Origin of the sequence: Klebsiella sp. K47, assembly GCF_051858335.1 — a bacterium.
In the GTDB taxonomy this organism is placed as follows: Bacteria; Pseudomonadota; Gammaproteobacteria; order Enterobacterales; family Enterobacteriaceae; genus Klebsiella; species Klebsiella pneumoniae.
Genome location: NZ_JBPYUI010000009.1, coordinates 62,669 through 78,359 on the forward strand (window position 1 = coordinate 62,669; position 15,691 = coordinate 78,359).

General features: G+C 62.7%; 10 protein-coding genes. All 10 read right to left on the reverse strand.

Annotation, left to right across the window (positions count from 1 at the left end; all coding sequences use genetic code 11):
• Positions 1-10: 10 nt before the first annotated feature.
• Positions 11-1,855 (reverse strand): exodeoxyribonuclease V subunit alpha, encoded by a 1,845-nt coding sequence (gene recD / locus RRF55_RS10845; RefSeq protein WP_004149617.1) that lies wholly within the window; start codon positions 1,853-1,855, stop codon positions 11-13.
• On the reverse strand, positions 1,852-5,388 hold the full coding sequence (recB, locus tag RRF55_RS10850) for an exodeoxyribonuclease V subunit beta (protein ID WP_023287965.1): 3,537 nt from the start codon (positions 5,386-5,388) through the stop codon (positions 1,852-1,854). The genes recD and recB overlap by 4 nt, the downstream gene beginning before the upstream one ends.
• Positions 5,385-8,270 carry a pitrilysin gene (gene ptrA / locus RRF55_RS10855; RefSeq protein WP_004181181.1) on the reverse strand — a complete coding sequence of 962 codons (2,886 nt, stop codon included), beginning with the start codon at positions 8,268-8,270 and terminating at the stop codon, positions 5,385-5,387. The genes recB and ptrA overlap by 4 nt, the downstream gene beginning before the upstream one ends.
• A 120-nt stretch (positions 8,271-8,390) precedes the next feature.
• Positions 8,391-11,768, reverse strand: coding sequence for an exodeoxyribonuclease V subunit gamma (gene recC / locus RRF55_RS10860; RefSeq protein WP_130974832.1), 3,378 nt, complete (start codon positions 11,766-11,768; stop codon positions 8,391-8,393).
• Positions 11,769-11,780: 12 nt separating this feature from the next.
• On the reverse strand, positions 11,781-12,104 hold the full coding sequence (locus RRF55_RS10865; RefSeq protein ID WP_002915888.1) for a prepilin-type N-terminal cleavage/methylation domain-containing protein: 324 nt from the start codon (positions 12,102-12,104) through the stop codon (positions 11,781-11,783).
• The gene (locus RRF55_RS10870; protein WP_004181182.1) at positions 12,089-12,496 is read right to left on the reverse strand and encodes a DUF2509 family protein; all 408 of its coding nucleotides are present in this window, start codon (positions 12,494-12,496) and stop codon (positions 12,089-12,091) included. Before RRF55_RS10870 ends, RRF55_RS10865 begins: the two co-directional genes overlap by 16 nt.
• Positions 12,493-13,050 (reverse strand): prepilin peptidase-dependent protein, encoded by a 558-nt coding sequence (locus tag RRF55_RS10875; RefSeq protein ID WP_004143963.1) that lies wholly within the window; start codon positions 13,048-13,050, stop codon positions 12,493-12,495. The genes RRF55_RS10870 and RRF55_RS10875 overlap by 4 nt, the downstream gene beginning before the upstream one ends.
• Positions 13,047-13,598 (reverse strand): prepilin peptidase-dependent protein, encoded by a 552-nt coding sequence (locus RRF55_RS10880; protein ID WP_002915932.1) that lies wholly within the window; start codon positions 13,596-13,598, stop codon positions 13,047-13,049. The genes RRF55_RS10875 and RRF55_RS10880 overlap by 4 nt, the downstream gene beginning before the upstream one ends.
• A gap of 185 nt (positions 13,599-13,783) precedes the next feature.
• A complete protein-coding gene (gene thyA, locus RRF55_RS10885) occupies positions 13,784-14,578 on the reverse strand; it encodes a thymidylate synthase (protein ID WP_002915933.1) in 795 nt (264 codons plus the stop codon).
• A gap of 6 nt (positions 14,579-14,584) precedes the next feature.
• Entirely contained in the window at positions 14,585-15,460 is an 876-nt protein-coding gene (lgt, locus tag RRF55_RS10890; RefSeq protein WP_002915934.1) for a prolipoprotein diacylglyceryl transferase, read from the reverse strand.
• Between the last annotated feature and the right edge of the window lie 231 nt (positions 15,461-15,691).

A 15,691-nucleotide genomic window follows, 5' to 3' on the forward strand; every position in this document is an offset into this window, starting at 1 on the left:
ACCCGGCGTCTCAGGGGGCTTCGCGCCCGGCGAAAATCTCCGCCAGGCCGCTGCGCCGTTCGGTGCGCGTCACAATGGCCTGGGAGAGCACCTGCTCGTCGGCATAGAGCGACAACCGCCGTTTCGCGCGGGTGATCGCCGTGTAGACCAGTTCGCGGGTCACCAGCGGGACGCTGCGCGCCGGCAGGATCAGCGCCGCGTGTTCGAACTCCGAGCCCTGCGATTTATGCACGGTCATCGCCCAGGCGGTGTCATGCTCCGGCAGACGGCTCGGCTGCACCGACTTGATGGCGCCGTCGGGCATCAGGAACCACACCCGCAGCTCGCCGTTGCGCTCCAGGGCGATGCCGATATCGCCGTTAAACAGCCCCAGCGCGCTGTCGTTGCGCGATATCATGATCGGTCGGCCATCATACCAGCGAGAGTGGCGCGGCAGGGCGATCGCCCGCTGGCGGTTGAGCCGCTGCTCCAGCCGCTCATTGACGCCGCTCACGCCGTACGGCCCCTCGCGCAGCGCGCACAGCAGCTGGAATTCGCTGAAAGCGGCCAGCATGGCCTGCGGTTCGGCCCGCTCGCGGCGCAGCTGCAGGTAGCGCTCATAGCCCTGCTGAGCCGCGCCGAGCATGGCTTCGTACTCTTCGGTCGTGCTGAGGGGATGAAGCGCGATATCGTCAAACGGCTGGCGCAGCGTGGCCTTCACCTCCGCGCGCGCGCCAGCGTTCACCGCCCGCGCCAGGCTCCCGATGCCGGAGTGACTGCCGAAGCGATAGCTCTTTTGCAGCAGGCACAAACTGTCTCTCAGCGCGCCCGCGATAGCCCCCTCGCCCGCCGGCACCGGCGAACCGGTCAGCCGGGTCAGCTCCTGCGCCCGCGCGGCGGTATAGCCCGAACTCGCCCACGCGCAGATATCCCCCAGCACCGCCCCCGCTTCTACGGAGGCCAGCTGGTCGCGGTCGCCGAGGAAGATCACCCGCCCGTGGGCCGGCAGCGCGTCGATAAGCCGCGACATCATCGGCAGGTCGATCATCGAGGCTTCATCCACCACCAGCACGTCCAGATGCAGCGGGTTGCCGGCGTGATAGCGCATCCGCTGGCTGCCTGGCTGGGCGCCCAGCAGACGATGCAGCGTGCTGGCCTCGGTGGGAATCAACGCTTTCTGCGCGTCGGTCAGCGGCAATTTTCTCAGCGCCGCGCCCAGCGATTCGGTCAGTCGCGCCGCCGCTTTCCCGGTTGGCGCCGCCAGGCGAATACGACAGCGCGGGCTGTCTTCGATCTGGATCAGCGCCGCCAGAAGCTTCGCCACGGTGGTGGTCTTCCCGGTCCCGGGACCGCCGGAGATCACTGAGATGCGGCGGGTCAGCGCCACCGCCGCGGCCACTTTTTGCCAGTCGGTTTCGCCGGTGGCAGGGAACAGGGCATTCAGGGTTGACGCCAGCCGGGCCTCATCCATCTCCAGCACCCGGTTGGCTTCATTGAAGAAGCGGGCGACGGTCAGCTCGTTGCGCCACATCCGGTTGAGATAGAGCCGGTCGCCGCACAAAATCATCGGCGCCGGAGCATCGCCGCAGCTCACCGCCGACGAAGCGAGCAGCAGTGCGGGCCAGTCCTCCGGCGCGCCGGCTTCGGCCAGCAGCCGATCGCGGATCTCCCCGGCTTTACCGCTCAGCGCCTCGTCGCCGCTCAACCGCGAGAGCGGCAGACAGACGTGCCCCTCGCCGGCATCCCGGCTCAGCAAGGCCGCCGCCAGCTTGACCGCCGGCGGGTCGTTTTGCGCCACCATCAGGGCAAACTGGACGTCCAGCGGCCGCAGCAGACGCTGCTCCACCGCCGCCAGCAGTAGTTGTTCGAAAGTCATGAGGCCTCCTCCTGAGTTTCTCCGGCAAAAAGCTGATCCAGACCGTCAATCAGCGGTCGCACCGGCCGGGTGGTGAAGATCCCCTGCCCCCCCTCCTGCCCGTCCATGCCGCGCAGGAAAAGATAAATCACGCCGCCGAAGTGGCGGTCATAGTCATAATCGGCCAGCCGGTGGCGCAGATAGCGGTGCAGCGCCAGGCTATACAGCTGATACTGTAGATCGTAGCGGTGGGCACGCATCGCCTGCTCCATCGCCGGCCGGGTGTAGGCCTCGCGATCTTCCCCCAGCCAGTTGGATTTGTAATCCAGCAGGTAATAACGGCCTTCGTGACGGAAGACCAGATCGATAAAGCCCTTCAGCATGCCGCGCACCTGGCGGAAATCCAGCGGCGGCGTGTCGGCAGAGAGGGGATCGTACTGGCGGATAAGCGCGTCAAGGCGCTCCGCCGTCAGCAGCTGGGCGATGGGCAGGTAAAATGCCATCTCCACCTGTTTATCCCGCGCCGCAAGCTGATTGAGCGCGATATCCGGCCCCGGCAGGCGGGTCTTCAGCACGCCCCCCAGCCAGTCGGTCAGCACCGGCGCCCACTGCGCGTCAAACCCGCTCAGCTGCAGCTTCTCCGCCATCCACCCTTCCTGCACCGGCTGGGTGAAGTCCAGCTCCTCAAACAGGCTGTGCAGGAAGGTCCCCGGCGCGGCGCCGCGCGGGAACTGGTGCGGAGTCAGCTGCGGCTCTTCCACGACTTCGCCGACGCCGGCGGCATCAACATCCAGACGCGGCAGCAAATCCTGCCCGCCGCTGAAACCATGCTGCTGCAGTCCGGAGTAACTGGTCACCCGCCAGTCGTCGGCGATGCGGCGCTGCAGCTCACGCGCCGACAATCGCGGGATGGTCGCCGCGGGCGCCTGCCACGGGGTGAGATCCAGTTCGCCCGGTCTCTGTAATGCAATATCGCCATGACAGAAGTCCGCCAGCCGCGCAGCCAGCCCGGCGGCGTCCATGGCTTCGCCCGCCTGCAGCAGCCGTCCCAGCGCGCTGAGGTGGAAATCGCTGTTGCCGGATTTCCGGCTGCTGAGCGGCGCCACGCCGAGGCTGCAGTGCCAGACCGCGCGGGTCAGGGCGACGTACAGCAGGCGCAGATCTTCCGCCAGTCGTTCCGCCTCCGCCAGCTCGAGGCTGGCCTCATCCTGGCCCAGATCCAGCACCGCCGCGAACGTCTCGCGATCGTGGTAAAACGCCTGGTCCTGTTTACGAAACCGGGCGATAAACGGCAGCCAGACCAGGGGGTATTCCAGCCCTTTTGACTTGTGAATGGTGACAATTTGCACCAGGTGCTTATCGCTTTCGAGACGCATCTGCTGGCTGGCGGCGTTGCTGTCCGGCTCGGCGATATGCTGCGCCAGCCAGCGCACCAGGGCATGCTCGCTTTCCAGCTGGCTGGCCGCCTCCTGCAGCAGTTCGCTGATGTGCAGAATGTCGGTTAAACGCCGCTCGCCGCCGCGGGTCGCCAGCAGGTTCTCGGCGATATGCCGGGCTGTCATCAACGCCCGCAGCATCGGCATCACCCCGCGCTGCCGCCAAATCTGGCGGTATTCGCTGAACTCTTCCACCAGCGCGTCCCACGCCTGCTCGTCCTGGTTCAGGTTTTCAATATCCAGCGCGGTCAGGCCAAACATCGACGTCGCCAGCGCGCTGCGCAGGGTATTTTCCCGCTCCGGGGCCAGCACCGCCTGCAGCAGCCAGAGCAGCTCCTGGGCCTCCAGCGTCTCAAAAACGCTGTCGCGGTTCGAGAGGTAGACTGAGGGAATGCCCAGCGTCTGCAGCGCTTCACGTACCTGCGCTGCCTCCAGCCGGTTGCGCACCAGCACGGTAATATCCGAAGCCTGTACCGGGCGCGAGGTTTCCCCGCGCCACAGCAGCGCGCGCCCCTGCTGACCGGCGCTCAGCCAGTCGCGGATCTGCGTGGCGCAGAGCTGCGCCATAAAGGTCTGATAATCGCCAGACCCGACGGTGTCGCCGGGCATCAGCCAGACGTTCATCGCCGGTACGTCCGCCGCGTCAACGGTAAAGCGCAGCCCCTTGTTCTTCGCCGCCGCCTTCACCGGCAGGAACGGGATCTCGTGGAACATGAAGGGGTTATCGCTGAGGCTGAACAGCCGATTGACGCTGCCCACCATGCCCGGCGAGGAGCGCCAGTTGGTATCGAGGGTGTAGTGCGCGGCAACGTCGCCGCGCGCTTTCATATAGGTAAAGATATCGGCGCCGCGAAAGGCGTAGATGGCCTGCTTCGGATCGCCGATCAGCAGCAGAGCCGTCTCCGGCTGCCGGCGCCAGATGCGGCGAAAAATCCGGTACTGTTGAGGGTCGGTGTCCTGAAATTCATCGATCATCGCCACCGGAAAACGCTGGCGAATGGCGCTGGCCAGCGTCTCGCCGCTGTCGCCGCGCAGCGCCTCGTCAAGCCGGCTGAGCATATCGTCAAACCCCAGCTCGCCGCGGCGGCGCTTTTCGCGGGCGACCGCATCGCGGATCTCGACCATCGCTCTCGCCAGCACCAGATCGGTGAGCGTCAGCGAGGAGGCCAGCAACGACTCTACGGCGCTAAACAGGGGATGCACCGGCGGTTCGCCACCGGCTTTGGTGCGCTCGAGCAGAAACGACTGGGCAAATTTCTCCAGCGCGTCGGGCAGCTGGTAGCTTAACGTCTCTTCCTGCGCCCAGGCGTTCACTTTCTCCATCCACTTGCCCTGGTTGCCGCGATTAAACTTCCGCCGGTCAAGGCCGGAATTTTCCAGCACGCCTTCGATCTCGCCCACCTGCTCGCGCCACTGCTGCTTGAGCGAGTCAATGCGGGCGATGATCTGCTGATGGCGTTCGGCCAGCGTCTCGTTAGGGGCTGGCGGCGACTTAAGCTGCGGCGCTTCGCCCTGCAGCCAGCGGTCAAGGGACTTCAGCAGATCGCGCGGCCCTTTCCAGACGTCGTGGATCACCGCCGCGATATCGCGGGTCAGGGGATAGCAGTGGCGGCGCCAGAAATCGGCGCAGGCCTGATAGCGCAGGCGGGATTCATCCTCGATCAGCTGTTGCTCGAACAGCATGCCCGACTCGAAGGCGTTAAGGCTCAGCATCCGTTGGCAAAAGCCGTGGATGGTGAATACCGCCGCCTCGTCCATCTGCCGTTCAGCCAGCAGCAGCGTCTTCGCAGCGTCATCTTTATCGGCGATCTCCGCCAACAACGCGCTGTAGAGCGGATTGTCGGATTCGCCGCGCAGGCAGGCGATGCGCAGTTCGTGGATGTTGCTGCGGATACGGCCGCGCAGCTCTTCGGTCGCCGCCTCGGTAAAGGTCACCACCAGCAGTTCTTCAACGCTGATGGCGCGGGGATAGGCGGCCTCACCGCCCAGCCCCAACAGCAGCCGCAGATACAGCGCGGCGATGGTAAAGGTTTTTCCGGTGCCCGCAGAGGCTTCTATCAGGCGCTCGCCGATCAGGGGCAAGCGCAGGGGATCCAAAGACTCAGCGGTGTCGGTCATTCATTCTCTCGCATCAGGGGTAAGGATTGCTGCAATGCGCTGACGTTTTCCCACACTTTGCCGCCTTTCGGCTGGGCATAGTCCGCTTTGCCATTCTGGCTACCGGAAATCTGGGACAAGATCGTCATGCCCTGCGGATCCACCACCGTCTGATGGAAGAAGTCGGCAAGTTTTTGCGGCGTCAGCAGTTTAATCTGAGCCACTACTTTATCACGTGAATCAAAACGCATATTACCGCGATCGAAATCTTTGCTCAGTTTCGAGGCTTCATCGCCCAGCGTCTGCGGCGCCTGCAGCATCTGGCTTATCACCGCCTGCTGGAGCTGAGCAAACTCTTCCGGCTTCATCGCCCGCAGCTTCGCCTCCGCGGTGGGGAAGAAGGCCTGGAACCGCTGCCAGAGGAAGGCCGGCTGCTTATCGCTACTCTGCAGCAGGAAGCCCATGCCCCACTGGCGCCCCACGTTCATCGGGAAGGCAAAGACCGCGTAGCCGAGCTGCTCTTCAGTACGCAGCTGGTTGTAGAACCACGGCTGAATGATCTGCCCCAGCAGGGTGCTGGCGGCGGTGCTGCTGAACTCATCCACGTTGGGCGGCGCAAACACCGCGGCCAGCGCGGAGTCGGTGCTATTGCCCGCTTTGTTGAAGATCGCCAGCTGCTGCCGGTTCACCACCACGTCTTTATTGCGGCACCATTCGTTGCCGTCGGCGCCCAGCTGCTGCTGGATCTGGCGGGCCAGGGTCGTGGCGGCATCGGCGGTCATATTGCCGATCACCATCAGTTCAGGACGCCCCCTGGTTTTCAGGTTGGCGCGGTAGTCGAGCACCTCTTTAAGGGTAATGGAGGGCAGCAGCGCCCGGCGCACTTCGCGCTGGAAGTACGGCACCTGCGAGACCATCTGGATCGGCATAATCGCCTGATCGTAGGCTTTGCCTTTCTCGGCGGAATCCATCATCTGCGCATACCAGGATTTGGCCTGCTCCAGCTGCTCCTCAGTCGGCGTATAGCTGAAGTATCCCTGCAGCAGATCGCTGAACAGCGCCGGAAGATGCTGGGTATAGCCGTTGGCATTGACCATTAATCCGTTATTAGCGCCGGTAGAGAACGAAATGCCGCCAACCGCCGCCTGGTTACTGAGCTGGTCGAGGGCGATGCCGGCGAGATAATCGTTGAGGGCAAACATCACCTGCCGGCGAGCGCTGTCCATCGCCTGGGGATTACGCAGCACCAGGGAGATGTCCGCCTTCGGCTCGCTGGCAAAATACTGGCTCGGGGCATACACCACCCGCAGCGTCGGTTCATCCAGGATCAGCTGCGGATGCGGCCAGGCTTTATCGCTTTTGATAAGGGTGAAGTCATCCGGAATATAGGGGTTGAGCGCCGGCAGCTGCAGCTGGATGGCCTGCGATTTGTGCTGCCAGTCAGCGAACGTCTGCTCGCTAATCTTATCCACCTGATACGGCGCATCGACAAAGTAGGCCGTCTTGTTATGCGGCTCCTGGGGGCTGATATACCAGATACGGGCGTTCTGCGGGGTCATCATCGCCAGCCGGTCTTTGATCGCCTGCGGGTCGTACTGGTCGGCAATATTTACCACGTCCAGCGCATGCTCGACCGGCACCCGGATCATGGTGTCCGCCAGCCATTCCACGTAGTCCATGTCGCGGTTGATCGACGGATAGCGGAAATCGAGCGCCAGCACATGCGCCAGTTCGTCGAAATAGCGTTTGTCGATGCCCTGAGTACGCAGGAGGTCGAGGTAGCTGAAAATGGCCGCCGTCACTTCATCGCGGTGCGCCAGGCCTTTGTCGGTGAGGGTGGCTGAGATCGCCAGTACGCCGCTGTTGCCGTTTACCACCGGATCGGAATCGGCGCGGATACCTTCCGCCAGACCCTGTTTTTGCAACCAGTCAGAGAGCGTGCCCGGGCTGCGGTTGCCGATAAGATAGGTGACCAGCTCATCGGTTTTGCTGCGGAAGCGATCGCTGTTGTTGTCGATGCGAAACTCGACGCGCAGCACTTTACGCGGCATCGCCGGCACATAGTGAATAATGATGCCTTTTTGCGCATCCGTGACCACCGGGACGGTAATTTCCGGCCTGCTGATCTGACGATTCGGCACGCGGCCAAAGGTGTCCGCAGCCATGCGCGCCAGCGCCGGCAACGGCTTGTTGCTGTAGATCACCGCTTTCATCAGATTGGCGGAGTACCAGCTATCGCGGAAGGTGTGCAGCGCATCAAGCACCGGGCTGCCGGGCTTATCGCTGAGCGTCTCGAGGTTGCCACCCGAGAAGTGGGCCGCCGGGTGAGCCGGGTTGATGGTCTCCGCGCTGACCTGGGCCATGCGCATCCCGTCTCGCGTCCGGGCCATCGTCAGCTCGGCGTTGACCGCGTTACGTTCGCGGTCGGCATATTTTTTATCCAGCAGCGGCGCGGCGATGGCGTCGGCCAGGCGATCTACGGCCCCGTCCAGCGCATCATTTTCCACTTCAAGATAAAACGCGGTGCGGTAGGGCGCGGTACTGGCGTTATGGCTGCCGCCGTGCAGCTTAAGAAACTCTGCAAGGCTGTCAGGCTGGGGATATTTTTGCGACCCCATCAGCGTCATATGTTCCAGAAAATGCGCCAGCCCCTGATGATCGGCCGGATCCTGCAGGGATCCCACCGGCACCACCAGCGCCGACAGCGATTTCACCGCCTGCGGATCGGAAACCAGCAGCACGACCATGTCGTTATCAAGGCGGATCGCCTGATACTGACGCGTATCTTTTTCGCTTTTGCGGATCGTCTCCTGAATCGGCTGCCATCCGGTGTCGGCCTGACTAAACGGCGCCCAGAGGGCGGCCAGCACAACAAAAACCTTGAACCATAAACTGCGGGGCATTCACGAACCTCATCATTAACAAACTTGCGCTGCACAGCGTGCAGCCTTTTATGTCCATCAGTCCGTGATACGTTGCGCATATTAAATGAACCGCCATTCACTGCGCAATTTTTATACTATTTAAATTTGTGTGGACCGATGGTAACGATATAGCGGTAACAGATAACGCTGCGTCTGGGCAATGATTTCTTCGTAATGCGCCGGCTCCAGCGAACGCCACAGGCGTTGATACCAGATATCGGCGCCCTCCCCGCTGACCACCATGTTCCCTTCGTAGGTCTGCAGGAATTTGCTCCGCGCTTTCTGCTGCGTCTCTTCGTCCATTAAGATGACATCCTTTTCGGCGTCGTAACAGGCTTTCAGCCAGGCGCCACCGCTTTCCGGCAGCAGCAGCAGCGGCTGCGACATCCCCAGCAAATAGCCATCCACCAGCTCGTTAAGGTACGCCTGCGCCTCGGCGGGCGCCAGCGCCAGAAAGCGCCACTCTCCCTCTTTCCGCACAAACAGCCGGCTCTCGCCGGTGCCGCCGCTGGCGCAGTAGACAAGGTGTTCCAGCCAAAGTTGCATCCCCTGGGAGACGCTCAGCAGCGAAGGCCGCCAGCGCAGCAGACCGTCCGGCTGCACCTGCTGCAGCCAGCCGGTCAGGTTCACGCCGCCGCACTGCAGATCGATCTCCATGCTCTGCGCCTGCTGGCGCTCGGCCATCACCCGCTCGGCCAGCGCCTGCATCTCCAGGCGCTGCGTCTCCCAGACCAGCTCGCCAAAGGCGCCATACGGCAGCTCGCCGGCGGCGCGAAAGCGGCGGAACATAGCCGAGACGTCCTGCTCCTCAATAAGCGTATTGAGCAGTTGCTGATTCAGTTGATAACGGCTCAGCCCTTCAAGAGTGAACGGCTCGTCGTCTGGAATATCGTCCTCTTCGGCGCGGAAATTGACCCGCAAACGCTGCTGAAAGAACGCGCGTACCGGGTGCTGCCAGAAGCGCAGAAGCTGATCGAACGGCAGGCTGTCAATCGGCGGCGCGGTGAGCGGCTGTATAAAATCGCTATGCGCCTCTCCCTGCTGGCCGGCGGCCGCCAGCCATTCACGAGCGTAGCTCTTGTTCTCGTCTTCCTGGAAATTGGCAACGTCGAACGGCATGCGCGTATGCAGATGGGTGATGTGGGCTTTAACCCGCGCTTCGCTGGCGTCGCAGTCAAGCTCTTCGTCACCGGCGAGACAGTGGCTCTGGCCGATATAATCCACCAGCTCCTGCACCAGCACCGAAGGAAAACGCTCGCTGTTGTCCTGGATCGAACGGCCGATATAGCTGATATACAGCGTCTGCTCGGCGGACATCAGCGCCTCGAGGAACAGATAGCGGTCATCATCGCGCCGGCTGCGGTCGCCGCGCTGCGGCTTCTGGCTCATTAAATCAAAGCCCAGCGGCGGTAGCGTGCGCGGATAAACCCCGTCATTCATCCCCAGCAGGCACACCACCTTAAAGGGGATCGAACGCATCGGCATCAGGGTACAGATATTGACCGGGCCGGCAAGAAAGCGCTGGCTGATCCGCTGCTGATCGAGGCGCTGGGCCAGCTCATCGCGCAGCAGCGTCAGCGGCACCTGCTCGCCATACTGCGCCTCCAGACCGCTATCAATAACCGCCAGCCACTGCTGCTCAATCAGCGCCAGCGCCGCTTCGGTCTCACTGTCCGGCAGGAAAAAGTCATTCAGCAGATCGCGACAGACCGGTAGCCACTCCGCCAGCGGCCGCTGCTGGGCCAGGCCGCGTCGCCACAGATTAAGCTGCATCAGCAGCGACGCGAGGTTGCCCACCAGCTCGGCGATCAAACCGCTGGATTCGTCATACGGCAGCACCGACTGCCATTCTCCCTCGCGGCTGTCCATCGCGTAGCCCAACAGCATGCGGGTGAGGCCGAACCGCCAGGTATGCTGCCCGGTCGCCGGCAGGTCCAGCTCACGGACGTTGTCGTCATCCATTCCCCAGCGGACGCCGGACTCGTTCACCCACTGGCGCAGGTAGCGCAGCCCTTCTTCCGTGATATTAAAGCGCGCCGCCAGCACCGGGACGTCCAGCAGCGCCAGCACATCTTCACTGGCAAAGCGGCTGTCCGGCAGTGAGAGCAGCGTAATAAACGCCTGCAGCACCGGGTGCGACTCTCGGGCGCGACGGTCGGAGATCGCCCACGGCAGCCAGCGATCGCCGCTGGCGGCGCCAAACACCGCCTGTATATAGGGGCTGTAGCTGTCGATATCCGCCACCATGACGATGATATCCCGCGGCGTGAGCGTCGGATCCGCCTCCAGCATCGCCAGTAGCCTATCGTGCAGAACCTCCACTTCGCGCTGCGGACTGTGGCAGACGTGAATGCTCAGACTGCGGTCATCCAGCGTCAGCGGACGTTTGTCGCGACTGTGGGCAAATGCCTCTGCGCTCTGCCCGGCCACCGCCGCGTTGCGTAGTTCAAGGATATCCGACTGCAGGTTATGCAACAGGTTATCGGGGGCGATGTCGACAAAAGCGTCCAGCTCCTCATAGCGCTCCAGCCCCGCCAGCAGGTAGATATAGTCGCGCCCCAGTTTCCCCCAGGAGGCGAGCAACGGGTTGCCGACATCCTGTTCCCCGGCGTCATTAAACAACCCCGGCGCCTGCTCGGTGTCGCGAAACAGAGGTAGCGCGCGCGCCTCGCGGTGATGGCGCCGCTGACGCGACAGCAGCTTCGCCAGAAACGCCGGATCCTTAATGTCTCCCCAGTAGTAGCGGCAGGGGTTGGTAAACAAGACATAGACATCGACATGCTTACCCAGCGCCTGCAGCGCCTGAAGATAGACTGGCGGCAGCGCGGAAATCCCGCAGATGAAGACGCGCGACGGCAGCCCGGCGGGCGGTTCGTCCGCTTTTTCCAGGGTACTGATAAAGCGCTGGTAGAGATTGGCGCGGTGCCACTGCGGCTGCCCCAGCTCGGCGGTGTAGCTCACCAGCGCCTGCCACAGCGGCGCCTGCCACTGCTGGGCATCGCCGAGACCTTCCACCCGCTGGCCGGCCTCCCAGCGCATCAGCCACTCCGGGCGATAGACGAGGTACTGGTCATAGAGGTCCGCCACCCGGGCGGCCAGCTGAAACAGCTTGCGCTTGTCGCCGTCATCACTCAGATACTGGCGCAGCAGGATAAAATCGTCTTCCTCCAGGTGCTGCGGCAGGAGGGTCATCAGCTTCCAGCTCATGCTCTGCTTGCTGAAGGCGCTTTCGCCAGGAATATCTTTCAGGACGCGCACGAACATATCCCAGATAAAGCTCGCCGGCAGCGGGAACTCGATATTGGCGGCAATCCCAAAGCGCGCGGCCAGGGTCATCTGCAGCCACTGCGCCATGCCGGTACTCTGCACCAGCACCATTTCGGCCTGAAAAGGGTCATCCAGCCGCTGGCGCTCGACGATAAACTCCATCAACGCCTCGAGAACATCCAGCCGGTTTGAGTGGTATACCCTTAACATAATTGCTCCTGACTACTGGCTGACCGGGCAATGCAGCCGGGTCATCTGCACCCGCTTTGCAACGGGTCTACTGATCGTTACCGTGATGCTGACACATCTTTGCCTCGATGTCTGCATACGGCTTACCTGCCCGCGTGCCGGCGACGGCGGCGCGGAGAGCTGGCTATAGCGCCACGCGTCGCGCCACAGTTGACGGGTCTGGTTCAACTGGACAATTCCTTGCGCCATTCCGCGCTGATAGCCGCCCAGCGCGGTGACCGTCAGCACCATCAGCGCCATCGCCAGCACGGTCTCCGGCAGGCTAAACCCCCGCTGACGCTTCAGGGCATTTGACATAAGCTCGCCTCCCTGAGCGGGCAAAAATCGCTCCAGCCGTGGGCGGAAAAACGCACCTGCCCGCCGCGCACCTCGCCGGACTGCCAGACCTGCACCTCGCCGCTGGCGCTGCTGAGCACCAGTGAACCGTCGCCGAAGATACGCAGACAGGCGCGCCAGCCCTGCGGCGCCTGCTCCCGGCAGGCCAGCGCCACCTGCGCCGACCAGACCTGCTGTTTTCCCCACTGCAGCGCGGAATGGGCTATCGCCGTATCGCGGATCGCCTGCGTTTCGCTGGCGGTTTGCGCCAGCAGCGCCCGCTGCTGCAGGTTAAGCCCCTCGAGTAACAGGCTGCCGAGGGTCAGCAACAGGAGCACCATCAGCAGCGACGACATTCCACGCTGGCGGATCACAGGTTATACCCCGTCACCCGCTGCTCAACCTCGCTCGTCAGGCCCGTCTGTTGCGCGGAGCGCGCCGCCAGCGTCACGCTCAGCTCCGGCGCGAAGCCCGGGGTGACCTGACGTTGTACCGAGAAGCGCGTCACCACGATGGCGGCCGGGTTGGTGATTTTCTCCCATCCGCCGCCGCGGCAGTCGCTGGCCCCGCGCAGGGTCTCCAGCGCGCCGTCGCGCAGGCGAAAGCCGGTGCTCTCCGCCGCTGCCGCGGGGGAGGTTTCCCATCTCCCGTTGCTGTTCGCATCCCAGCGCACAATCAGACACTCGCCGCCAGCGGCTAGCTCCAGCCCGGCTCCGCCGCACGCTCCCCGGCAGTACCCGGCGCGCTGCAGATGTTTTCCCACGGCATGCACGCGCTGCCACAGCTCGTTCTCCAGGGCCAGCTGTTCGCCCTGGCGCAGAATATGACGCTGCAGGGCAGGCAGAAAGCGGCAGGCCCCCATCAGCAGCAGCGAGCCGATGGCCATGGCGATAAGCGCCTCCGCCAGGGAAAATCCGCGGCGGCTCACTGACACCCTCCTGCGCTGTCGCTGCGGCATAAACGAATCCGCCCCCAGTGTGAGATCACAATGCTCCAGCTGCCGGCCGCGCTCTGCAGCCGCAGATTCCCCGCCCAGGCGGTGCTGCGCAGACCATAAAACCCCAGACCAGGCGTAACGCCAGCCAGCGTGATCCCCGGCCAGCGCGGGCGCAGCGTGAAGGATGTCCCCGAGGCGCAGTCAGGCCCCTCCCCCTCCGCGCTCAGGCACCAGCCCACTTCGTCCTGGCCGACGCGAAGCACGCGGTCCCGGTTGTAGGCGTTGGCGTCATCGCGCAGAAAGAGCAGAAAATCCCGCACCTGGACGGCGGTTTGCCACAGTCGTTGCTGCTGCTGCCAGCGCTGCCAGCCGTACAGGCCGCCGACGCTAAGGATCATCATCAGTGTCAGCGTTACCAGGGTTTCCATCAGGGTGTAGCCATGTTCTCTGTTCATGGCGTCGAGTATGCCGCGGCGATTGGCTCTGGCGCGACGACGGAAAATAGCTTTCCCGGCCAGATACGCAAAAAAGCTTTGCATACTCGACAGAAGGACATTTTTTTGCGAGCGTCTACCCAACTTCGCCCACCGCAACCACCTGTGGCCTGGGGGGCAGGAGAAAACAACCTTCTCCCGGTGGTAACGGAAAGCGCTCCCATCGGGTGGTGCGAAGGGCATAAAAAAACCGGCGCCATCGGGCGCCGGTTAGTCAACTCTGCTGGGGGTTAAATCGCCACCGGCGCTTTAATGCCCGGGTGCGGATCGTAACCTTCAATCTCGAAGTCTTCAAAGCGGTAGTCGAAGATCGACGCCGGCTTGCGTTTGATGACCAGCTTCGGCAGCGGACGCGGTTCGCGGCTTAGCTGCAGGTTGGTCTGCTCAAGATGGTTGCTGTACAGATGGGTGTCTCCGCCGGTCCAGACGAAATCACCGACCTGCAGATCGCACTGCTGCGCCACCATATGCACCAGCAGCGCATAGCTGGCGATATTGAACGGCAGGCCGAGGAACACATCGCAGGAACGCTGATACAGCTGGCAGGAGAGCTTGCCGTCGGCGACGTAGAACTGGAAGAAGGCGTGGCACGGCGCCAGCGCCATTTTATCCAGCTCGCCGACGTTCCATGCCGAGACGATGATCCGGCGGGAGTCCGGGTCGTTTTTCAGCTGGTTCATCACCGTGCTGATCTGGTCGATATGGCGGCCGTCCGGCGCAGGCCAGGAACGCCACTGTTTGCCGTAGACCGGCCCCAGGTCGCCATTCTCATCCGCCCACTCGTCCCAGATGGTGACGTTGTTCTCGTGCAGATAGGCGATGTTGGTGTCGCCCTGCAGGAACCACAGCAGTTCATGGATGATGGAGCGTAAATGACAGCGCTTGGTGGTCACCAGCGGGAAGCCTTCCTGCAGGTTAAAACGCATCTGATGGCCGAAAATGGAGATCGTGCCAGTGCCGGTGCGGTCATTTTTTGGCGTGCCCTCGGTGAGCACTTTCTGCATCAAATCAAGATACTGTTTCATGGTTCCTCAAGAATTCTGTTGCTGCGGACGGTGGCGGTAAGCCCAAACCATCATAATGATACCCGCAAGCACCATCGGGATCGAAAGAATCTGCCCCATGCTGATGTACTGCACCCAGCCGCCGGTGAACTGGGCGTCGGGCTGGCGGAAGAATTCCACGATGATGCGGAACAGGCCGTAGCCAATCAGGAACAGACCGGAAACGGAGCCGGTCGGGCGCGGTTTACGGATAAACAGGTTGAGGATCAGGAACAGTACCACGCCTTCCAGCGCCAGCTCGTACAGCTGCGACGCGTGACGCGGCAGCGCGCCGTAGGTATCGAACAGCGATTGCCATTCCGGATGCGTCGGCAGCAGCGCCAGGTCTTCGGCACGGGAGCCCGGGAAAATCATCGTGTAGTGGAAGCTCGGGTCTACGCGGCCCCACAGCTCGCCGTTGATAAAGTTGCCCAGACGCCCGGCGCCAAGACCAAACGGGATCAGCGGCGCGATAAAATCGGAGACCTGGAAGAAGGTGCGTTTGGTGCGTCTGGCGAAGATAATCATCACCAGGATCACGCCGATCAGGCCGCCGTGGAACGACATGCCGCCGTCCCAGACGCGGAACAGATACAGCGGATCGGCAAGAAATACCGGCAGGTTGTAAAACAGCACGTAGCCGATACGACCGCCCAGGAAGACGCCGAGGAAGCCCGCGTAGAGCAGGTTTTCCACTTCATTTTTCGTCCAGCCGCTGCCCGGACGATTCGCCCGACGGGTGGCCAGCCACATCGCAAAGACAAAGCCCACCAGGTACATCAAACCGTACCAGTGGAGGGAGACCGGGCCTAGAGAAAAAATGACCGGATCGAACTCCGGAAAATGCAGGTAGCCACTATTCATCTGTCACCATAAAGACTTGTTATTCCGCCGAAAGTGGACAGCGGTGATGATCCATACCCGAACAAAACGGGCACGCCGAAGGAGGCGAATCATAGCATAAGCCACAAGAGCGATCCGCGCCGAACGTGTAAAAGATATGTATACGGATGCTAACAGAATGCCGTTTTCCCGGCGGTACCCTACTTTGCCGGAGGGTGCGAGCAGAGGATCCCCGGGTTACGGCTTACGCCT

Excerpts from the sequence above, each read along its gene's own strand:
- recC (WP_130974832.1), bottom strand. The coding sequence starts at position 11,768 with ATGTTAAGGGTATACCACTCAAACCGGCTGGATGTTCTCGAGGCGTTG.
- RRF55_RS10880 (WP_002915932.1), bottom strand. The coding sequence starts at position 13,598 with ATGCAAAGCTTTTTTGCGTATCTGGCCGGGAAAGCTATTTTCCGTCGT.
- recD (WP_004149617.1), bottom strand. The coding sequence starts at position 1,855 with ATGACTTTCGAACAACTACTGCTGGCGGCGGTGGAGCAGCGTCTGCTG.
- ptrA (WP_004181181.1), bottom strand. The coding sequence starts at position 8,270 with ATGCCCCGCAGTTTATGGTTCAAGGTTTTTGTTGTGCTGGCCGCCCTC.
- recB (WP_023287965.1), bottom strand. The coding sequence starts at position 5,388 with ATGACCGACACCGCTGAGTCTTTGGATCCCCTGCGCTTGCCCCTGATC.
- thyA (WP_002915933.1), bottom strand. The coding sequence starts at position 14,578 with ATGAAACAGTATCTTGATTTGATGCAGAAAGTGCTCACCGAGGGCACG.
- RRF55_RS10865 (WP_002915888.1), bottom strand. The coding sequence starts at position 12,104 with ATGTCAAATGCCCTGAAGCGTCAGCGGGGGTTTAGCCTGCCGGAGACC.
- lgt (WP_002915934.1), bottom strand. The coding sequence starts at position 15,460 with ATGAATAGTGGCTACCTGCATTTTCCGGAGTTCGATCCGGTCATTTTT.